Origin of the sequence: Lewinella sp. (assembly GCF_050633125.1) — a bacterium.
Taxonomy (GTDB): Bacteria; Bacteroidota; Bacteroidia; order Chitinophagales; family Saprospiraceae; genus Lewinella.
In genome coordinates this window covers 1-20,363 of sequence record NZ_JBOEFX010000024.1, presented here as the reverse complement: position 1 = coordinate 20,363, position 20,363 = coordinate 1, and the positions used below count along the sequence as shown (strand labels likewise).

At 45.8% G+C, this 20,363-nt stretch carries 13 protein-coding genes; 8 read left to right on the top strand and 5 right to left on the bottom strand.

Annotation, left to right across the window (positions count from 1 at the left end; all coding sequences use genetic code 11):
• Window positions 1-54: 54 nt before the first annotated feature.
• From ACRBG0_RS07195 to ACRBG0_RS07185, 3 genes are all read left to right on the top strand, one after another.
• A complete protein-coding gene (locus tag ACRBG0_RS07195) occupies window positions 55-2,007 on the top strand; it encodes a glycosyltransferase (protein ID WP_431486230.1) in 1,953 nt (650 codons plus the stop codon).
• Window positions 1,961-3,133: a glycosyltransferase family 4 protein gene (locus ACRBG0_RS07190; protein ID WP_431486229.1), complete on the top strand. Its 1,173-nt coding sequence runs from the start codon at window positions 1,961-1,963 to the stop codon at window positions 3,131-3,133. The genes ACRBG0_RS07195 and ACRBG0_RS07190 overlap by 47 nt, the downstream gene beginning before the upstream one ends.
• Window positions 3,134-3,267: 134 nt before the next feature.
• A complete protein-coding gene (locus ACRBG0_RS07185) occupies window positions 3,268-3,702 on the top strand; it encodes a hypothetical protein (protein ID WP_431486228.1) in 435 nt (144 codons plus the stop codon).
• A gap of 188 nt (window positions 3,703-3,890) precedes the next feature.
• Here the strand turns inward: ACRBG0_RS07185 and ACRBG0_RS07180 are convergent, their stop codons facing one another.
• A complete protein-coding gene (locus ACRBG0_RS07180; RefSeq protein WP_431486227.1) occupies window positions 3,891-5,165 on the bottom strand; it encodes a T9SS type A sorting domain-containing protein in 1,275 nt (424 codons plus the stop codon).
• A gap of 268 nt (window positions 5,166-5,433) precedes the next feature.
• On the opposite strand from ACRBG0_RS07180, the gene ACRBG0_RS07175 reads away from it, so the two are divergent.
• Window positions 5,434-8,031: a T9SS type A sorting domain-containing protein gene (locus ACRBG0_RS07175; RefSeq protein ID WP_431486226.1), complete on the top strand. Its 2,598-nt coding sequence runs from the start codon at window positions 5,434-5,436 to the stop codon at window positions 8,029-8,031.
• A 54-nt stretch (window positions 8,032-8,085) separates the two neighbouring features.
• On the opposite strand, the gene ACRBG0_RS07170 is transcribed toward ACRBG0_RS07175, so the two are convergent.
• The 4 genes from ACRBG0_RS07170 to ACRBG0_RS07155 all read right to left on the bottom strand — a co-directional run bounded on the left by ACRBG0_RS07170 (window position 8,086) and on the right by ACRBG0_RS07155 (window position 14,340).
• Window positions 8,086-10,401 carry a T9SS type A sorting domain-containing protein gene (locus ACRBG0_RS07170; protein ID WP_431486225.1) on the bottom strand — a complete coding sequence of 772 codons (2,316 nt, stop codon included), beginning with the start codon at window positions 10,399-10,401 and terminating at the stop codon, window positions 8,086-8,088.
• Window positions 10,402-10,546: 145 nt separating this feature from the next.
• Entirely contained in the window at window positions 10,547-11,752 is a 1,206-nt protein-coding gene (pcaF, locus tag ACRBG0_RS07165; protein ID WP_431486224.1) for a 3-oxoadipyl-CoA thiolase, read from the bottom strand.
• Between the two features lie 134 nt (window positions 11,753-11,886).
• Complete coding sequence (locus ACRBG0_RS07160) at window positions 11,887-12,609, bottom strand: gluconate 2-dehydrogenase subunit 3 family protein (protein ID WP_431486223.1); 723 nt, start codon at window positions 12,607-12,609, stop codon at window positions 11,887-11,889.
• Between the two features lie 21 nt (window positions 12,610-12,630).
• The gene (locus tag ACRBG0_RS07155) at window positions 12,631-14,340 is read right to left on the bottom strand and encodes a GMC family oxidoreductase (RefSeq protein ID WP_431486222.1); all 1,710 of its coding nucleotides are present in this window, start codon (window positions 14,338-14,340) and stop codon (window positions 12,631-12,633) included.
• A gap of 173 nt (window positions 14,341-14,513) precedes the next feature.
• Here ACRBG0_RS07155 and ACRBG0_RS07150 point away from each other — a divergent pair, with 173 nt between their 5' ends.
• The 4 genes from ACRBG0_RS07150 to ACRBG0_RS07135 all read left to right on the top strand — a co-directional run bounded on the left by ACRBG0_RS07150 (window position 14,514) and on the right by ACRBG0_RS07135 (window position 19,912).
• Window positions 14,514-15,635, top strand: coding sequence for a TRAP transporter substrate-binding protein (locus tag ACRBG0_RS07150; RefSeq protein ID WP_431486221.1), 1,122 nt, complete (start codon window positions 14,514-14,516; stop codon window positions 15,633-15,635).
• A gap of 233 nt (window positions 15,636-15,868) precedes the next feature.
• Window positions 15,869-17,179 carry an FAD-binding oxidoreductase gene (locus ACRBG0_RS07145; RefSeq protein WP_431486220.1) on the top strand — a complete coding sequence of 437 codons (1,311 nt, stop codon included), beginning with the start codon at window positions 15,869-15,871 and terminating at the stop codon, window positions 17,177-17,179.
• Window positions 17,180-17,183: 4 nt separating this feature from the next.
• Complete coding sequence (locus ACRBG0_RS07140) at window positions 17,184-17,918, top strand: SDR family oxidoreductase (RefSeq protein WP_431486219.1); 735 nt, start codon at window positions 17,184-17,186, stop codon at window positions 17,916-17,918.
• A complete protein-coding gene (locus ACRBG0_RS07135; RefSeq protein WP_431486218.1) occupies window positions 17,915-19,912 on the top strand; it encodes an HAD-IB family hydrolase in 1,998 nt (665 codons plus the stop codon). Before ACRBG0_RS07140 ends, ACRBG0_RS07135 begins: the two co-directional genes overlap by 4 nt.
• The last annotated feature ends 451 nt before the right edge of the window (window positions 19,913-20,363 follow it).

Sequence of the window (20,363 nt, the reverse complement as noted above, 5' to 3'; positions counted from 1 at the left end):
ATGATCGCTTTAGTCTCCTTTCCACGCTCTGGGAATACGTTTTTTCGTAATCTCATGTTCGAATTATACGGGTTGCCTTCCAGTAGTTTTCATCGGGAAGAAGCCCGCCTGTTACAAATAGATTGGAATTCTTTTCCTATTGTAAAGACGCATTTACTACCGAGTGACATACCCCTTGAAATGGAGGGGAGTACCGTCGTTTATCTGGTAAGAGACGGTCGCGATGCACTAGTATCCTTAGCGCACCACCGAAAGGATTTAGTTGAACCGGGAACTGATTTTTACAATAACTTGCTAGAGGCTATTTTAGCGATGGGCGATAGTAATTTTGGAGGTTGGTCAGGTAATATAAAATCGTGGAAGGAACGTGCGGCAATCATAATAAAATATGAAGACTTAATCATAGATCCTCTAGCACAAACAGAGCGCTTGCGTAGTTTTGTAGAACTGCCAAAACCGGTTGAAAACAAGATTCCTACCTTTGAAGAACTTAAATTTGGAAAGCCTCAATACGGTTCTGGTTCTTCGCTAAGCAAACGACCCGATTTTGCAAAAAAATTCTTCCGAAAAGGAAAAAAAGGGAGTTGGAAAGAAGAAATGCCGGCTGATCTGCAGCAGCTGTTCTGGGACTTGCACCGTGATCCTATGTTGGAATTAGGGTATATTGACGGCGTATTACCGCCGTCCACAGAACGCCCTCTAAAAAAGGTACTAATCGAAATAAGCAAGGCTTACACCCAAGATAACGATGGAGTGAAACGCTACCTACTCGATTTATTACACCATCTCTATGTGTTTCAGCAGGTACAACCCGACTGGCAGATCGATCTCTTGTTTGAGGGGGGGATAAAGTCATTGACTGACACCCAATTAGATAACCTGTTCGCACCCTTTGCAAAACAGGTAGGCCAGATAGAAAATTTGCGCGCTTACGAAAAAGTATTATTAAGCGTGAAGTCTATCGTGAAGAAAACCCTGCCATCAGCTATTTACCGGCCTTTGAGTGACATTTACCGTAATGGGCCTTTTCGTGGTTTACTCGCAAGATTCCGCAAGAATCGTATATCAGCATCCTTGCGGAATAAAGATGCTGATACACATGAACGTCTAAGGCAGTACGATCTTTTGCACGTACCTTTGCCACAGCATCTTCATAAGGTTGTAGAAATAGACGTTCCTCAGCTCGTCACTGTACATGATCTTACCCACCGAATATTCCCCGAATTCCACACCCCCGAAAATGTTCGTCTGGCCGAGGAGGGAATGCAGCTAGCGCTAACTCAAAATACCCACTTTGTCGCCATATCCAAAGCGACAGCCAATGACTTGGTCCATCATTATCCCAGCTCTCAGAATAATACAGAGGTTATCTACGAAGGCGTCAGCCGTAGGTTTAATCGTGCTCAAAAAGAAAAAGATTTTGATCCAATAAGAGAAAAATATCAACTTCCTCCTTTTGGTGATTATCTATTGAGTTTATCAACAGTGGAACCTCGAAAAAATATAGCTCACCTTATTCAGGCTTTTACAACCATGAAAACCCGCTATCCTGAATGCACTACACACCTCTACATTTGTGGTAAAAAAGGTTGGCTAACGGATGAACTCTTTGAGCAAGAGGACCTCTACCGACAACAAGGTATTTATTTCACAGGCTTCGTTGATGACGAGGATTTGCCACTGTTTTATGCGCACGCTCGGGGGCTGTGTTACGTTTCCCACTACGAAGGTTTTGGCTTACCAATATTAGAAGCTATGCAGTCTGGAGTACCCGTTATCTATGGAGACAATAGCTCAATGCCAGAGGTGGCTGGTGATGGAGGTATCGCAGTAAATAGCCATGATCAGGAACAGCTTATCACAGCAATGTACCGATTGATTACCGATGATGTGCTACATACACAATTAGCAGAAGCTGCATGGAAAAAGGCGAATACTTTTTCGCTCCTAAAATCAGCTTTTGAGACGCTCCATTATTACGAAAAAATTATCGCAGGTGATTTTTAGTTCCTTGAAAACAAGTAAGCCTACTCAACAACCAATTATAGCTATCCTTGCTGATCCTCTTGATAATCAGCAAGCTGGAGTGCACGTATTTACGCGAGAATTAATACGTGCACTGGTAGACCAAGGTAAAGGCGACCAACTGCTACTGATCCGTGAAAAGCGTGATCCGAGTCTTGATGTAAAACAAATTGTTGTGCCAAATATACACTTGCCCATTGGTTTCGCCTCGTTTCGTTTGTTCTTTATTATCCCATTTTTATTACGAAATAGGGGAGTGGCAGCCGTTTTTGAACCTGCCCATTTTGGTCCTTTTAATCTTCCTCACAGGATTAAACGGATCACGATGATACACGACCTTACACCTTTGCTTTTTCCTCAGTATCATCGGTGGCACAGCCAATTGTTGCAGAAAATTTTCCTGAAAAGGATTTTACGAAAAACAGACTGGGTCTTCACCAATTCCCGCCATACGAGTAAGGATGTTGTCCGTTTTTTTCCTTTTACAGAAAAGAAAACGCAGCATCTTTATTTAGGTAACAATGCCGCTTTTAAGCCAACAAAAAATATCGATCGCATCAATGAACTGGGGATTACTAAACCTTATTTCATTTACGTGGGCACTATAGAACCCCGTAAAAACCTAGAACTGCTCCTTAGTTCATTTAAAACTTTTTGTTCTAACAACAATCAAGAGGTAGAACTCGTAATAGCAGGGCAAATGGGCTGGAAATCTGCTGGTTTTCAACAATCGCTGGCAGAGCATCCGTACAGGAATAAGATCAAATTGCTGGGCTTTGTTGCTTTCTCAGATTTGCCGATTTTGTACACACACGCTACAGCGCTTATTTATCCTTCACGTTACGAAGGTTTTGGTTTGCCGATCATAGAGGCGCTAGCTTGTGGTACAGATGTCATCACTGCAAAAAATTCCAGCCTGAAGGAAATAGGAGAGGGAGCTGCATTTTTTTTCAAGACAGATGACGCTGCATCACTTGTAAGGCGTATGGAAGAAATTTTCTGCAGCAATGAAGACAGGAGCTTGAAAAATCAACAACACGGTCAAAAGTTTTCTTGGGAACAGTGTGCTGCTAATTTTTGGCAAAAAGTGCTAGAAGTAGTAAAATAGGGTGTTTTTCAAGTCTTAGTTAACATAATATAAATTATAGGCAATTATTTTAGCGTTTTTTTAACGCTTCACCTTTAAACGTGCTATCTTAATGATTGATCTAACCACAGATTTTTTTCATAAAAAAACAAAACATGAAATCCTATTTCTCCAGCAGCTTACTGCTCATTTGTACAGTATTTTTCTTTAATACTACAATTAACGCCCACAGCGTGTCCAACGGCTTAATCCTAGAGAATCCTCCTCGCTGGGAAAAACTCGGCCAACGACGTGTCAATTACGGCCTAGATCGTGATGAGATTCTGGTTACTGCACGTGAAGGCCGATTTACTTCCATTCGCTTGAAAGCAGAAATTGCTCCAATAAACGTTCATCGCTGCGTAGTTCACTTTGCCAATGGTACTACTGAATCATTCCAGTTTAGTGGCGGAGACTTACGTGCTGGTCAGGTTACTCGAAACTTGGATTTACCTGGAAACCGAAGAATTATTACTAAAGTTGTATTCTGGTATGACACCAAGAACCGCGCCAATCGCCGTGGACGTGTAGAACTCTGGGGAAAGCATTGAAACAAAATGTTTTAATAAAAATGGGCGAAGTGTAGCAGTACACTTTGCCCATTTTTTTGTGCACCTCTCCCCTACTCTCGCGCTTAAATCAAGCATTGAAAAAGACATCTAACCCGGAGTTTGAAAAACAACAAAAACACAACCACCTTAAAATCAATTAGTTACGACAAGAAAAACCAGGCCTTCACCTACCTTTTTACCACCCTTGCTACATGCGCACTATCCGGGGCAATAAGGTGTAAATGATACACTCCCGGGGGTAAAGCGCTCAAATCCAGCTCTTGCCCGGGGCTCTCATAGCGAGCGATGCGCTGGCCTTGGGATGTAAAAACATCCACATGCTCGGCTGTGATATTTCGTAATTGTAATCGCCCGCTTGTCGGATTAGGAAATAGCTTAATATCGGTTTGGGAAATATCAGTGATGGAAACTACGCAAGCTGTCTCCACCTCCTCGCGTGTAGCACAGCCGATGGCATTATCAGTGATGGTCCCTTCATTCAGCGCTACGCCCAGGTAATCACAAATACTTTCTATGGCACAGGCAGACAATTGTGGATTGAATCCAATGTAAAGACCCTCCAAAAATGTAGTACCTGTAATCGTCGTCGCATCAAGGTTATCCAAACCTGTCAGACTCATTAAAGCAGTGTTGGAGAATATCTGAAGGACTCCGTCGATGGAAGTGAGATTGTCTAAGCTTGCTATGCTCGTTAAGGTAGCGTTGTCGGAAACCAGAAGGTAACCGCCTATAGAAGCAAGGTTGTCTAAGCCCATCAAACTTGTTAAGCTAGCATTATTGTAAATATCCAGGTAGCCGCCTATAGAAGTAATTCCGGAAAGAGCACTGATGTCTGTTAGAAAAGTACTCCAAAGTTCCAAGTTGCCACCTACTGAAGATATATTCTCTAGCCCTCCGAGGTGCGTGAAGGCATTGGGTCCGGAAATTCGAAGATTAGTTCCTACGGAAGTAATTCCAGAAAGAGCACTGATGTCCGTTAGGGAGGTGTTAGCCCGCAAACGTAGCTCTCCGCCCAACGAAGTGATTTCTGATAGACCATCAAGATCGGTTAAGGCAGCGTTGAACTCAATCAATAGGTTACCGTGTATAAATGAGAGGCCCGACAGCCCATTGAGATTAGCTAAGATAGCGTTCGAAGAAATCCGTAAGTCATTTACAGATGATATTGCGGATAGCCCACCAAGGTCGGTTAACAGAGGGTTGTCCGCAATAATTAAGTTCTCAACGGAAGTAATAGTAGAGAGGCCGCTTATGTCCGCTATATCAGATGGATCAAATTGAAGGCCAATTTGCAAATCGCCATTAATTTCGGTACAGTTTGGATAGGTTACAACGAAGGTGTCTACCTCAGCTTGGCTGAGTAGAACAACATCACCACTAGGGCATTGTGCGTTTAAAATCCAGCAAGTGAATACTAAAGAGAGCGTAGTAAAGAATTTCATTGTTATTTAGACTTTGTTAAGCCGTACAGAGTGAGTACATGGGCAATACTTAAGCCCCTGCTTCTGCGGCGCGTTATCCACCAAATATATAATGAAAGTGGCAATCAACGAAAAATAAAACTATAGTCGGCCAGTATTTTGTGTCGTACATGACTATTTGATTTATCGTAATGCTCCATTGGAGCTCTAGTTAATCCAGCTATTTTTTCACTGATAGCTCACCTTTATCCCCCTTATGCAATTAACTTCGTGCATCAAAATAATCAGCATGTTCTACTTTCGTTCTTTCCTACTACTTTTTAGTATGCTTCCAATACTATTCACGCTTCATGCGCAGCCTAATATCGAATGGGAAATTGCCCTCGGTGGTAGTGCTGAAGAAATAGCATACGATGTAGAGCTGTGTCCGGATGGCGGTTATATCGTCGTTGGTAGCTCCCGCTCTGAAGATGGTGATATCTCTGATAACTTTAACTGGCGAGACTTTTGGGTGGTTAAACTCACAGCTAGTGGTGAGTTGGATTGGGAATCCACATACGGAGGAAGCCAGCATGAAACAGCCCGTGATGTATTACCAACCATGGACGGTGGCTATGTCGTAATGGGCGATACAGGTTCAGAAGATGGGCAAGTGAGTGAACTTGAGGGCTTCAGTGATTATTGGGTGCTGAAGTTGAGCTCAAGCGGAAGTATTGAGTGGGAAAAAACCTTGGGAGGCAGCGGTAGTGAGTTTGGTTATGCCATTGAGCAGACGGCCGATGGCGGCTACTACGTGGCTGGTGGTTCGCAATCCAGCAATGGCGATGTTAGTGGTAATTATGGTGGTATTGATTATTGGGTAGTAAGGCTATCTCCTACGGGCGATATTGTCTGGGAGAATCACTTTGGTGGATCTCGCGATGACCTAGCGTTTTCTTTGGACAAAACCACCGATGGAGGTTGTATCGTAGCGGGCAGAACCCGATCTAATGATGGTGACGTAAGCGGCTTTCACACAGGTGCCAGCTTTTCCTTTGACTCCTGGGTGGTAAAGCTATCGGATCAGGGTGTACTGGAGTGGGAAAGAGCCCTGGGAGGCACGGATTTCGACGAGGGTTACGCTGTACGGCAAACCAGCGATGGTGGCTACGTGGTAGCTGGTTTAGCAAGATCCTCGGATGGTGACGTGGAGGGAAATCCACTCGGCACCGACTTATGGGTGGTTAAGCTAAACGCGGATGGAACCATCAATTGGGAAAATAACTACGGCGGATATTCATATGACATCGCTGGCGCTATTCGGGAGACCACTGATGGTGGCTACATCATCACCGGCTGCATAGGGCCAGCCGGTGATAAGCGTTTTTTGACCATGAAGCTCTATCCGGATGGGGAGCTTGATTGGCAAAAAGAATATGGTGGCACCGAGGATGATCGTTCCTTCTCTGTCAAACAGACCCCCGATGACGGATATATTATTGCCGGGCGCACGGCGTCGGACAATGGAGATGTAACGGGTCAACACGGCGACTATGACTTTTGGGTCGTGAAACTGGGCCCATGTGGTGTAAATGCCGAGGTCGAAATGGAGGATCAAAGTCTGCAGTCTTTAGAAGTCGCAGCAAGTTCCACCTATCAATGGATCGATTGTAGCGACGGCTCCTTTATAGAAGGTGAGCAGAGTGCTATTTATTCCCCCGAACTCGGCGGTGATTACGCTGTAATTGTCCAAAATGGGGCTTGTGTAGACACCTCCGAATGCATTAGTATCTGCCCCGTCAATGATTGGGTAGACCGTTTCGGAGATTTGCTAATTGCAGATGAAGACTCTCCCACTGCTACCTTTCAATGGATCAACTGCAATGATCAAAGCCCAATTGAAGGCGCTACAGAATCAATCTATGAACCTACCACAGATGGCTCCTACGCCGTTGTTGTAACCGATGGAAACTGCTCCGTGACTTCGCTATGCCGGCTCATGTGCGTAGAAGGTATTGATGAAACAGTTATCATAAATGAAGCCGGTAGTCTACAGTCGGTAGCTGATACCATGAATACTACCTTCCAATGGTACACTTGCACAAATGGATCCTGGATTACGGGAGCAACCGACCCGACTTTCACCCCTCCTATGAGTGGGGAATATGGTGTAATTATCCGCCGTGGCGATTGCTCTGCTACTTCTCCTTGTTTCACCTATTGTGCTGTAGATACCAGTCTGGTTGTTACAGCTACTAACCTGGAATCTTTAGCAAATCCAGAATTCTCTACTTTTCAATGGATTGACTGTAGCACCGGAGCTGCAATTACAGGCGAAACCAGCCCTGCCTTCAGTCCGCTAGAAAGTGGTGAATATGCCGTAATCATCAGCCAAGGTGAATGTACAGCGACCTCAAATTGTACTACCTTCTGTGCCGTCAATATCGATGTTCTTGTTCTGGAGAATACGCTACAGGCACAAGCCGATAGCGTCAATTCTACCTTCCAATGGATAGATTGCATTAGTGGAGCTTCCATTGAAGGAGCAACCTCTCCCCTATTTACACCAACTAGCAGTGGAGAGTATGCAGTCATCATTAGTCAAGGCAGTTGCGTAGCAACCTCAGCCTGTGTCAATATTACCATAGTTGGTGTAAATGAACAGATTGATGCCGAAATCATGCTATTTCCTAACCCTGTACGCGATTTACTACTTCTTAAGACACCAAGTAGTTTAAAAGCTACGAACTACAGCATCTATAACAGCGATGGCCGCAAAGTATACTCCGGTCTAATTGAGGCTGAGCAAACCACGATCAATATTAGTGAATTTCCAAGTGGTGCTTATGTAATCGAATTAATGCATTCAGAAGGAATAATTCGCAAAAAGATTATAAAATTCAACTAAAATGGATAGTACACCAAGTGGATCAATGCTATTGCCACCTGGTGTACTGTTTTTTTACCTTTTCACCACCCGCGCTACATACGCACCATTTGCCTCAATAAGCTGTAAGTAATACACACCGGCGGGCAAAGCACTCAAATCCAATTCCTGACCAGGTGAACGGTAGCTGGCTACCTGCTGCCCCTGCGCGTTGAATACCTCTACTCGTTCGGTATTGACATTGCGCAGCTGTAGGGGGCCTATGGTGGGATTAGGGAATAGTTCAATGTCTGTTGCAGAAATTTCAGTGGTCGGCACAATACAAGCTGTTTCTACTTGGGTACGAATCTGGCAACCAGGGGCATTGCTAAGAAAGGAAGCCTCATTTTCCGCTACCGCCAAGTAATCACAGATACTTTGAATGGCACAGTCCGAAAGCTCATCATTGAAGACAATCTCCAAGGAAGTAATGGTATTGGCGGCAATATTCTCCAGCCCGCTTATGTCCGCGAGCGTTTCGTTGCTAAACAGGCTTAATTCTCCGCCCAACGTTGTGATGCCCGATAGCCCATTTAGGTTAGTCAGAACCTCGTTATTGAAGAGCTTCAGGTTTAGACCTACCGTGGTAATATTCTCCAGACCACTTAAATCGGTTAAGGCATTATTTAACCCTATATAGAGGTTCAAACCTACAGAAGTGATACCGGACAGGCCTGTTAAATCGGTTAAATTGTCGTTGGAGTTAATATTCAGACTTTGGCCCACAGAACTGATGCCTTCCAGACCACTCAAAGCAGGTAAAGAGGAGTTGTCATTAATGCGCAGGTCCTCTCCCACTCCCGTAATAGATGATAATCCACTTAAGCTCGTTAGCAATGGATTGGAAAAAATTAGTAAGGATCTTGGTATGAAATCAACAGCAAACGGACCTGTAATTTCCGTTAAGAGATCATTCTCCGTAATCTTCAAATCTTCACCGATATACGTTACGCCAGCAATGCCGCTGATATCCGTAAGCATAGCGTTGGTCGAAATATCCAGATTACCAGCTACCGAATCTACAGCGGATAGTCCGTACACATTGGTTAAGGCTGCATTCGAGTTGATCCCCAGATTGTCACCAACCACCGTGACATTTGCTAGTCCATCCAAATTCGTGAGGGCGGCATTACTGGTAATAAACAGATTTCCCCCGACAGTAGTAAGGTTGGACAGCCCGTCCAAATTTGTTAAAGCCTCATTGTAGCCAATTCTCAAGTCTCCAGCCAGCGTGTTAATGCCGGATAAAGCATCTACATTTGCTAAGACAGCGTTACCCTCAATCCGTATCCAACCACTTACGGATTGGATGCCCGCTAAACCTTCTAAATTCGCTAGGCCTAATGTCAAGAAAATATGCAAGTCTCCATGTACATCAGTGATGGCCGATAATCCGCTGAGGTCGGTAACGTCCGATGATCCAGAATTAGGGCCAATCTGTAGGTCACCGTTGATCGTTGTACAGTTGGGATAAGTAGCTACGAAAGCATCTACTTCCGCTTGAGTAGGAAGCACAACATCTCCTTCCGGACACATAGCCGGGCAGGCCATCTCTACTTCCGTACGGGTAACACAACCGTCGGCGTTGCCCGAAATATCAGCTGGGTTCATTTCCACCCCAATGTAGTTACAGACACTTTGGATGTCGCAAACGGAGAGTTGAGGGTTAAGCCTGATGACTAGTCCTTGTCCGGAAATACTGGTCGCATCAATATTCTCCAGGCCATTCAGGCTCGCAAGTACTGCATTGAACCTAATCGTTAGCGTTCCATTGATCGAGGTGAGATTTCCTAGGTTGGAAATACTTATCAAACCATCATTATCCATAATACTCAGTAAGCCGTCCACATGGATCACATTGTCCAATCCTTCCAGACTTGTGAGCGCATCATTAGAGGCAATACTAAGTGGTCCGGGAATAAAAGTCAAATTATTCAGACTACTAATGTCGGCCAAGGTATTGTTTGATTCAATACTGAGTCCTCTCCCAAGAGAAAGCAGATTCGCTAAGCTGTCCAGGTTGGCCAAACTGGGATTGAAAGCAATAAAGAGGCGGCCGCCAATCGTTGTCAGGTGCTGTAGGCCGTTTAAATCTACTAGGCCATTATTGAAAAGAATGTCAAGGCCTTCGGCAATACTCGTTAGGCTGCTTAAGCCGGAAATGTCGGAAATGTCCGTACTTTCTTCATAACTTCCAATTTGCAAATACCCGCTGATCTCGGTGCAGTCAGGGTAAGTAGCCACAAATGCATCTACCTCAGCTTGATTCATAAGGATAACATCACCAGTGGGGCATTGAGCGTGTAGGCTCCAGAAGGTAACAGAGATTAGTAACGTCAGGTAATACTTCATCTTAATGTTTTGAACACTTTATTGACCTATCAGTGGTTAGGTAACCACCAGACCTTGAGTAACCACCAGCCAACAAGGTAAATTCACGAATTTACCTTGTTGGTTGGTACCTTCTTATACGCTTATATGGTTTAAAACCGGCAGATTACGCCCTCTCCAAGATCATGGCGTACCCCTGTCCTACCCCAATACACATGGTCACCAGGGCGTACTTTCCATTTCGTTTGTGGAGCTCCAGCGCAGCGGTATGTGCAATTCTTGTGCCCGAAACGCCTAGTGGATGACCAATAGCGATAGCACCGCCATTGGGGTTGATGCGTGGGTCATCATCCTGCAAACCGAGTTCACGAATGCAGGCCAGGCTTTGAGCAGCAAAAGCCTCATTAAGTTCGATGATATCCATATCCGCAAGTGTTAAATCAGCTCGTTGTAGGGCTTTTAAGCTAGCTTTTACTGGGCCAATACCCATAATGCGAGGCTCTACACCAACAACAGCAGAAGTAACAATTTTGGCCAATGGTTGTAAGTCGTATTCTTTCACTGCTTTTGCGGAAGCTACCAATACTGCTGCAGCTCCATCGTTTAAACCAGAGGCATTTCCTGCGGTAACAGTGCCACCCGTTTTACGGAAAGCTGGACGTAATTTTCCTAATATCTCGGTTGTGGTACCAGCACGAATGAATTCATCCTGATCAAACACAAGATCATCTTGCTTGCGGCGAGGAATGCTCACAGGCACAATCTCTTCTGCTAAACGCCCGGCGGCTTGGGCCGCAGCAGCTTTCTGCTGGGAATTGTAAGCAAATAAATCCTGATCTTCTCGGCTGATATTGTACAAATCTGCTAAATTCTCAGCAGTTACGCCCATACCATCGGTGCCGTAAAGCTCCTGCATCTTGGGATTGACAAAGCGCCAGCCAAAGCTACTATCATGCATTTGGGCATCACGACCAAAAGGCTTGGATGTTTTGGAAATCACCCACGGGCCACGAGTCATGTGTTCCACGCCACCTGCAATAAAGAGGTCCCCCTCTCCTGCTTTGATGGCCCTGTTCGCGTGTGAGATTGCGGATAAACCAGATGAACAAAGCCTATTCACGGTCTCTCCTGGAACATCAAAAGGCAAACCAGCAAGCAAGAGGCACATTCTGGCAACGTTGCGGTTGTCTTCTCCTGCCTGGTTGGCACAACCAAGGATTACATCATCATACAACGCTGGAGGAATTTGCGGAAAACGCTTGACCAATTCACGGATAGGAATTGCGCCTAAATCATCGGTGCGAACGGGCGAAAGGGTTCCTGTAAACTTGCCAAAAGCGGTACGAACGCCCGCTACTAGATATGCTTCCAATTTGGTTAGGTACTTGGTACTTTGTACAGGGTACAAGGTATTGGTTAGGGGAAAATGAACACAAAAATAATACAATCAAAAACTATGTGGCTATGTGTTGAAAAGAATCTCTGTGTCTATGTGATAAAAAAACATCAAGTCAACAAATTCCCATCTTCATCCCACTCCGCAATGGTCATTCGCTCATTTTGATCCACACATTTCGCCAGCCATTCTTCGTCGTAATCTACATCGTGGTCAGCGAGTACTTCTGCGGGTACGCCATCCCATACATTGGCAAAATTCCCGGTATATCCTAGGTCATCCAAGCCCATTTTGGTGGTATAGTACCCCGTTAAGGTCAGATTGCGCATAAGGTCAAAAAAAGTAATTCCATAAGCCATGTCGGGCCGAAGTTCCTCCGGATCAGGATAGGCGATATCCTCAATAATTTGCACCTCTTCCTCCGGCAGGCAAGTAATAAAGTCCTTGCCAAATCGTCGATTGGCTTCATAGTTAAGCCACATCAATCCGCCTCTGATAGGCAACTGTAAGTCAGGAAGGTCTTTGACGATAAAATCTATAAAGTCCGGCACCTTGGCGTCGGTTGCTGACCCAGCCGTGGTGGTAGCCGGCAAAATGATATCACACAAAACGGCAATAGAAGCCAGCTCATGTTCATTCAAATAAATCTCTGCATTTACCTCTTCATCGTGCTCTATTTCTGCGGGGGTACGGCCGTATAAGCCGTTGTCATTGTTTCCTACTTCCAGGTTGGCAGCACCAGAAGCATCTGGATCACAGCCACTTGCGGTTAGTAAAGCCGCACTTCCTATTGTTCCGACCAATAAGGTCCTTAGTGTTTCTCTTCTTTTCATAGTTTCTTTTCGTGCTGTTACTTAAATGTTCCGTTTTTTGTACTGCTCTACAATATATTCCGAAGTCCGCATGGCCAATGCCATAATGGTCCAGGTACAGTTTTTGTCAGCCTGACTTACAAAAGGTCCTGCGTCTACAACAAATACATTGTCTGCATCATGTAACTGGCAATATTTATTGGTCACCGATGTCTTAGGGTCGTTGCCCATTCTGGTAGTACCCACTTCATGGATAATTTGCCCTGGCTTCAGCAGGCCCCAATCCTGCTCCTTGGTTGGTTTATCCCCAACGGGATGCCCGCCCATGGCATGAATCAATTCTTCAAAAGTATCCTGCATGTGGCGGGCTTGGTAACGCTCATAATCCGACCATTGGTAATCAAACTTGAGTACCGGAATCCCGAATTGATCGACGACAGTAGGATCCAATTCGCAGCGGTTCTCTTTTCGAGCGATAGACTCTCCTCTGCCGCCAAAACCGATAGCAGCACCATAAAACCGCTTCACATCATCTCTCAGTTTATCGCCATAGCCGCCTACTTCCAGGCCAATGTATTCATTAAAAGCGGTAGCATCAAAACCAAAGCCGTAGGCAGGCATACCCAGCCCTCCCCAAATCTCAATGTGATAACCACGGGGGAAATCTAACTTCTTGTTGTCGAGCCACCAAGGGGAATAGACGTGCATTCCTCCTACCCCATCTTCATTGTAATCCGTTTTTCTATCCATCAATGCAGGAATAAAACCAGTTCTTCCTCCACCGGTAGAATCATGCAAGTACCGTCCTACCACATCACTGCTATTTCCAAGACCATTGGGGTGTTGTGGACTTTTGGAATTCAGTAAAATACGGGCAGAACTACAGGCAGAGGCTCCCAAAACGACAGAGCGACCTTTCAGCTTATATTCTTTCCTATCTATTTTATTAATATAAGATACCCCGGTTGCTTTTCCTTCTGCATCAGTGGTCACAGAACGCACCATGCTGTTTACATATAAATCCACCTGGCCAGTGCCGTTAAGCGCTGGAATGATAAAGACTGAGCTTGAAGAGAAATCCGCATAAACCTTACACGAACGATTGCACTGCCTGCAATAGAAACATACCCCACGGTCGTTGTTCAATTTCTTTGTCAATATCGACAGACGGGCAGGGATAACATCTACGCCTGCTTTTCTTGCGCCTTTGATGTAGTAAAGCTCGTGCAAGCGTGGCTTAGGCGCTGGCAAGAAGAATCCATCTGGGTCATTACGTCGGTTTTCTTTAGAACCAAAAACGCCTACCATCTTATCCAGTCGGTCGTAATAGGGTTTGATTTCCTCATAAGTGATAGGCCAGTTGTCTCCCAGTCCATCAATGTCTTTTCGTTGAAAATCATCCGGCCCGAAGCGCAATGATATCCGTCCCCAGTGGTTGGTCCGACCGCCCAGCATACGGGAGCGCCACCACATAAAGTCGGTGCCCTCTTGCTGGGTATAAGGCTCGCCTTCCACCTCCCAATCGCCCCAAGACATGTCGTAATCACCAAAAGCGCGATTAGTACTGGCTCCTCGCCGAGGAGATTCCCAGGGCCATTTCATCTGGGTCATCGTCGTAGGGTCTTTCGGGTCAAAGTAAGGGCCAGCTTCCACCAGCGCCACCTTCAATCCTGCTTCCGACAGCATTTTGGTAGCCATACCACCGCCTGCTCCGGAACCTACTATAATTACATCGTAAATCGTTTCTGACATGCTGGATTTTCGTTTGTGCTAAGTAACGACGGATTAATAACTGTCGTCGCTAAACTAGGGTTTTTATCCAACATTTTATTATCATTGGGGGAGGTAATTTAAACCACTTAAGGCAGTGATAAAGAAAAATCCTATATTATCTTCTATACCCTTATATCGTTCAAAAATAAGCTATGTCTAACCGAAGAAAGATATTCAAAGCCTTGGCACTAGGCACTATTTCTCTGCCTTTTGCTATTCGTGCCCTTACGGGAGACATGAATGCCCAAAAAGGTGGTGGCTCCCCCACCCTCGCTGATCAAAAAAGGTACGAATGGAAGATGACGACTACGTGGCCGCCCAACTTCCCTGTCTTGGGGGATGCTTGCGAGATGTTGTCAAGCCTTATAGAAACCATGTCGGCTGGGCGGATGAAAATTACTGTTTATGGTGGTGGTGAACTCGCTCCTCCCTTGAAGGCATTCGAGACCGTGCGCTCTGGCGGAGCCGAAATGGGCTGTGGTGCTGGCTATTACTGGGCAGGCATTGCTCCGGCAGCACAGTTTTTTGCTTCCGTCCCCTTTGGCATGAATGCCGCTCAGCATACTGCTTGGATCATGAACGGTGGTGGTATGGAGCTGTGGCAAGAGCTTTACGCACAATTTGGCGTTGTACCCTTCCTCGGTGGAAATACCGGTGTACAAATGGGCGGCTGGTTCAACCGAGAGATCAACAGCCTTCAGGATATTCAAGGATTAAAAATGCGTATCCCAGGGCTAGGCGGCCGCGTATTCGATGCCGCTGGTGGCGCTCAGGTGCTGATGCCCGGAAGTGAGCTTTATTCCAACCTTGAACGCGGCGTCATTGATGCGACAGAGTGGCTAGGCCCTTATCACGATACCCAGATGGGCTTTCATGAGATTGCTAAATATTACTATACGCCCGGTTGGCACGAACCTGGCACGGCACTCGAATTCTTCGCAAATCAGGAAAAATTTGACGAGCTCCCCGCTGATCTACAAGCGATCATCCGCTCTGCAGCCTACCATACGCACCTGTGGTGCTGGATGGAAATGGAAAAGCGCAACGCAGAAGCACTGAGCAGCTTGGTAGAAAAAGGTGTAGAACTCCGGCAGTTCCCCAAAGAGGTTATCGAACGTTTCCGCACACTCACAGAAGAAGTGCTGCAAACGCTTACGGAAGAAGACCCCTTCTCTGCCCGGGTTTATGCTTCTTTCAAGCAATTTCAGTCGCAGGCCTATCAGTATGCGGCCATTACAGAGAAGCGATTTTATAATGAATTGCAAGTGCAGTAGTAAATGTAAAAGCGACCTCCTACCCTACTTTAGCTTGATCGGACGCGCCTGCCTGCCCCTGAGACACAGCCGAACAGGCAAGGATTTGACAGATCAAAGCGGAAAGCGGAGTTGCACTGATTTTTTTTAATAAAACACGTACAAAATTTGCGCTATTTGTCTTAGATTTCTTTTGTTTTTCAGAAACACAATAGGGAGAAAATTTTAAATGAGTAATTTATTTTAACATCTGAATGAAATTATACAACTGGGGTAAATACCCGTTCTCCGACGCCAACCTCCACCTTGCTGATTCTTACTCAACAGTTGGTTCAACCTTGAATCAACTTAGTGGGCAAGCTGTCATCCCTCGTGGCAATGGTCGCTGCTATGGCGATAGTGCGCTACAAGAAAACGTATGCTCTACCCTCAAGCTCAACAAGCTTTTACAGTTAGACGAAGTATCAGGGACTATCCGCCTTCAAGCCGGCGTATTGTTAGAGGACCTCTTGTCGGTACTCGTTCCTAAAGGGCTTTTTCTTCCAGTCGTTCCTGGCACACGGCTAATCACCATCGGTGGCGCTATAGCTGCCAACGTACATGGCAAGAACCATCATCATGCTGGCGCCTTTGGCAATCATGTACAGTCTTTTAAGTTGCTCACTGCTGATGGACAGCTATTGCTTTGTTCCAGAACAAAAAACGAAACGCTGTTTAAAAACACCATTGGCGGAATGGGCACAACGGGTATTGTCTTAGAAGCAACGTTGCTGTTATCCAAAATAGAGACGACTTATTACCAACAGAAGTCATACCTGGCCACTTCCCTATCCCACCTTTTCGAGCTTTTCGAACAGCACCACGCTCAGCCCTATTTGGTTGCCTGGATGGATGGCCTTGCCGCTGGCAATCAGCTTGGACGAGGAGTACTTCATACCGGCAAGCCATGTACCCGCCAGGATTTGGCGTCACAAACCATGCCTAATCCTCTGAAAGTCCATCCTCCTGCCAAACTTAGTATTCCTGGTATTGTTCCATCATGGTTACTTCAACCTATTGTATTACGTTTAAACAACCTCTACTACCGCTGGAGCAATCGAAAGTCTGTGCAGCACATCAAGCATTACGCTTCTTTTTTCTTCCCTTTAGATGCTATAAAGCATTGGAACAACCTTTATGGAAAAAGAGGCCTGCTGCAGTATCAATTCGTGCTGCCATTCTCTTCTTCCACAGATGGCATCACAGCCGTATTGGAGGCGATAAAGGCATCGCGTCTTTGCCCTTACTTAGTCGTACTCAAAAGAATGGGCGAGCACACTCCTTATGCTGCTACCGACTTTCCTATGCCTGGCTACTCGTTGGCCATTGATTTCAAATACAGCTCCAAGGTGCTCGACTTATTTCATCTGCTCGACGAGATTGTGATCCAACACAGCGGCCGCATCTACCTCACCAAGGATGCAAGGCTCCCGGCCGCGGCCTTTCAAAAGATGTATCCTGAAGCTGTCCTCCATTCTCCCCATATATTCCGATCTTTGCAATCAGAGCGTTTATTTGACCTGTAACTATATGCCCACTTTATTACTTCTTGGTTCCAATTCAGACATCGGCAAAGCCTGTGCCTACCGTTTTGCCGCCGAAGGTTTCGACCTCTTACTGGCTACTCGTACCATCGACGAAGAGCAGCAACACCTCGCTGCTGACCTGCGTATCCGTTTCAACATCCAAGTGAATACACTCCCTTTCGATGCCGAGAATCAAGCGGATCATTCCACTTTTTACGAACAGCTGCCTCAAAAACCAGATGTCGCCCTCACTGCTATAGGCTACCTTGGTTCTCCTGAGAAAGCACGCACTGACCAAGCAGAAGTCACACGCATTATCAATGCAAATTATACTGGCCTCGTCACAATACTCGATATTGTTGCGGCCGATATGATACAAAGAAAAACAGGCACCATCATTGGCATTTCTTCCGTTGCCGGAGAACGAGGCCGAGCCAGCAACTACCATTATGGTGCTGCCAAGGCTGGGTTTACTGCTTACCTCAGTGGCCTTCGGCAACACCTGCGGCCACTAGGCGTCAAGGTTATCACCGTTATTCCGGGCTTTGTCCGCACCAAAATGATCGGCGACCTACCCACACCCGGTTTTCTTACGGCTACCCCAGAGGCAGTAGCAAACACCATCTACAAGGCTTACAAACAACAAAAATCGGTTGTTTACACGCTTCCAACTTGGCGGCTAATCATGCTTATTATTCGCCATATTCCCGAGTTTATCTTCCAACGCCTTTCTTTATGAGTCAGATCACCCAGCCAGCGGTTGCTGTTTTTGATTTTGATGGCACCATTAGCGATCAGGATTCCTTTTTGGCATTTATCCGCCACACGCATGGCTTCTGGGGGCTGTACTGGGGCTTTCTGCTTCATTTGCCTTACTTGATGATGTACTTGTTGGGCCGCTATCCCAATGACCGCTTCAAAGAAAAAATATTCACTCATTTCTACGCCGGAAAAACGAAAGAAGACCTGGCACAAAAAGGAAAGCAATTCTGCCAGCAAAAGCTCCCTTCCATGATTTATGCTGGTGCATGGCAGCAACTTCATTGGCATCAGCAGCAAGGCCACCGGATTATCATCCTCACAGCATCCTCCGCTATTTGGCTAAAAAACTGGTGTGAAACGCATCAATTCGAACTCATTGCCACAACTTTCGCCATCCAAAATGGCCGTTATACGGGTAAAATCGAAGGCAAGAATTGCTACGGCGAAGAAAAAGCTAAACAAATAGCTTCCATTTTATCACAATACCCCGCCTTCGAAGTCTATGGCTACGGAGATCGGGCATCCGATGCTGCTTTTCTTCAGTACTGCAACCACGCTTCTACGCTGCCTCTAACCTCTAGCAACCTCCCATATCTTTTCAAAACGACTCCCTTAGCCCCCCTACTCTATCGGATTATCCGCTATGCTTACCTGGCTTTGTTTTTGTCCTTACCTTTCTCCTTACCTATCAGTTTTCACCAGCACCAAATCAATATTCCCAGTGAGCCGCTTATTGTTATCATCAGTGTTTTACTCGGCCTGTGGTTCTTCACCCAAGGCTGGTGGAGTCGCTCCTTTTATCACCAACCGCTGACATTTGCAAGCATATTAATGTTGTTTTGGCTATTTGTTAGCGTAATATTTACAACACTCCCCTTGGTGAGTGCCAAATATTTTCTGATCACCTTTCTCCACTGGTGGGTCTTTTATCACGGTTTACCCATCTTATTTGATCGTCGTCCACAATGCTTATTCCGCTTTATCCAACAGTACGCCGCCAGCTTCTTACTTATCCTTCTTTTTGCCTGGACGGTACACGCTCAATACAATTTTCGGATTGACGCATCCGTCCTTACAGCTCGGCCCTTCTATTTTGACCATGGCCTGTACAGTAGTTGCCTACTCCTGCTACTGGGGCCCATTTTCAGCCTTTTTCTCATTTCTTTCTACCGCAAAACACACGGCTTCCTTTGCCATTGGCTATGGCTCGCCCTCAGTAGTTTGTTCGCTATGGGCATCTATCTATCTTTTTCTCGTGCTGCATGGTTAAGTAGCCTCCTGAGCATTGTTCTATTTGCCATTATCAAGCTATTCAAACCAAGCTTCAAAACCATACTTTTTACTTTTGTAGTTTCTCTCATCGGCATACTCCTCACTGCCCCAAGCCTTATTCCACATCTATCCAACAACAAAAACACAGGTAGGACAGATGACCAATTAGAGCACCTTTCTTCTGTTACCAATCTCACTACCGACGTCTCCAACTTAGAGCGCATCAATCGCTACAGTTGTGCTTGGCGCATGTTCCTTGACCGCCCTATTACTGGCTTCGGTACTGGTACTTTCCAATTCACCTACCTCGACTATCAGCGCCCTGAAGAAATGACTCGCCTCAGTGTTACTAGTCCCGGCAAACATCGGGCAGGGATGGGTGGTGGTGCACATTCTGAGTATTTCCAGTTGCTCGCTGAAGCCGGCTTACCCGCACTACTACTTTGGATCACACTTATTTTCGTCGTTCTCTGGACCGTGCTCCATATCAACTATGCCTCTCCTTCAAGTTGGCAAAATACGCTGAGTCTGGGTATCCTCTTTAGTCTCCTCACTTACTTTGTCCACGGACTTTTTAATAACTTCCTCCATTACGACAAAGTAGCTGCGCTCTTTTGGGGCCTCCTTGCAGTCTTGGCTTACTTGCAAACTTTTGCATCTACTAAATCCGTGAATTTACCTTATCCAGATTCGGTATAGGCTTTGACTCCTTGTTCCTTACTTGACTCAAGACATGATTCATTTGGGGCCATGCCCAGCCCTCGTTGCTTTGATCATCAATAGCAATTCATCATCTTTCGGGCTGGCCACCGGGTCATCCGTTCTTATGCGCACCCTTGTTCCTCTCCTAAGCGAGTATTCCTAAGGTGCACATACCACTGCTACCCCTTGTCCGAATACCTGATTAAGCAGCGTACTCACTCCGCAGTCTCCATCCCTAAAAACATAAAGACCAGTTAACCAGTCTTTTGGTTTACCGCCCTCTCCCCCCCACTTAAATGCCCTTATAATCCCTTATATGGTTCAAAAAAACCTTCAGTGCTTGGTGGTTCAGATATCTGGTCGTTCAATATGTCTGGTGGTCCAACAAAAAACGGCAGTCCCCATTTCCAGGAACTGCCGCTTTTATTTTACTATATCGAACCATCGA

Excerpts from the sequence above, each read along its gene's own strand:
- ACRBG0_RS07195 (WP_431486230.1), top strand. The coding sequence starts at position 55 with ATGTTCGAATTATACGGGTTGCCTTCCAGTAGTTTTCATCGGGAAGAA.
- ACRBG0_RS07185 (WP_431486228.1), top strand. The coding sequence starts at position 3,268 with ATGAAATCCTATTTCTCCAGCAGCTTACTGCTCATTTGTACAGTATTT.
- ACRBG0_RS07140 (WP_431486219.1), top strand. The coding sequence starts at position 17,184 with ATGCCCACTTTATTACTTCTTGGTTCCAATTCAGACATCGGCAAAGCC.
- ACRBG0_RS07175 (WP_431486226.1), top strand. The coding sequence starts at position 5,434 with ATGTTCTACTTTCGTTCTTTCCTACTACTTTTTAGTATGCTTCCAATA.
- ACRBG0_RS07145 (WP_431486220.1), top strand. The coding sequence starts at position 15,869 with ATGAAATTATACAACTGGGGTAAATACCCGTTCTCCGACGCCAACCTC.
- ACRBG0_RS07150 (WP_431486221.1), top strand. The coding sequence starts at position 14,514 with ATGTCTAACCGAAGAAAGATATTCAAAGCCTTGGCACTAGGCACTATT.
- ACRBG0_RS07170 (WP_431486225.1), bottom strand. The coding sequence starts at position 10,401 with ATGAAGTATTACCTGACGTTACTAATCTCTGTTACCTTCTGGAGCCTA.
- ACRBG0_RS07160 (WP_431486223.1), bottom strand. The coding sequence starts at position 12,609 with ATGAAAAGAAGAGAAACACTAAGGACCTTATTGGTCGGAACAATAGGA.
- ACRBG0_RS07135 (WP_431486218.1), top strand. The coding sequence starts at position 17,915 with ATGAGTCAGATCACCCAGCCAGCGGTTGCTGTTTTTGATTTTGATGGC.
- ACRBG0_RS07180 (WP_431486227.1), bottom strand. The coding sequence starts at position 5,165 with ATGAAATTCTTTACTACGCTCTCTTTAGTATTCACTTGCTGGATTTTA.
- ACRBG0_RS07155 (WP_431486222.1), bottom strand. The coding sequence starts at position 14,340 with ATGTCAGAAACGATTTACGATGTAATTATAGTAGGTTCCGGAGCAGGC.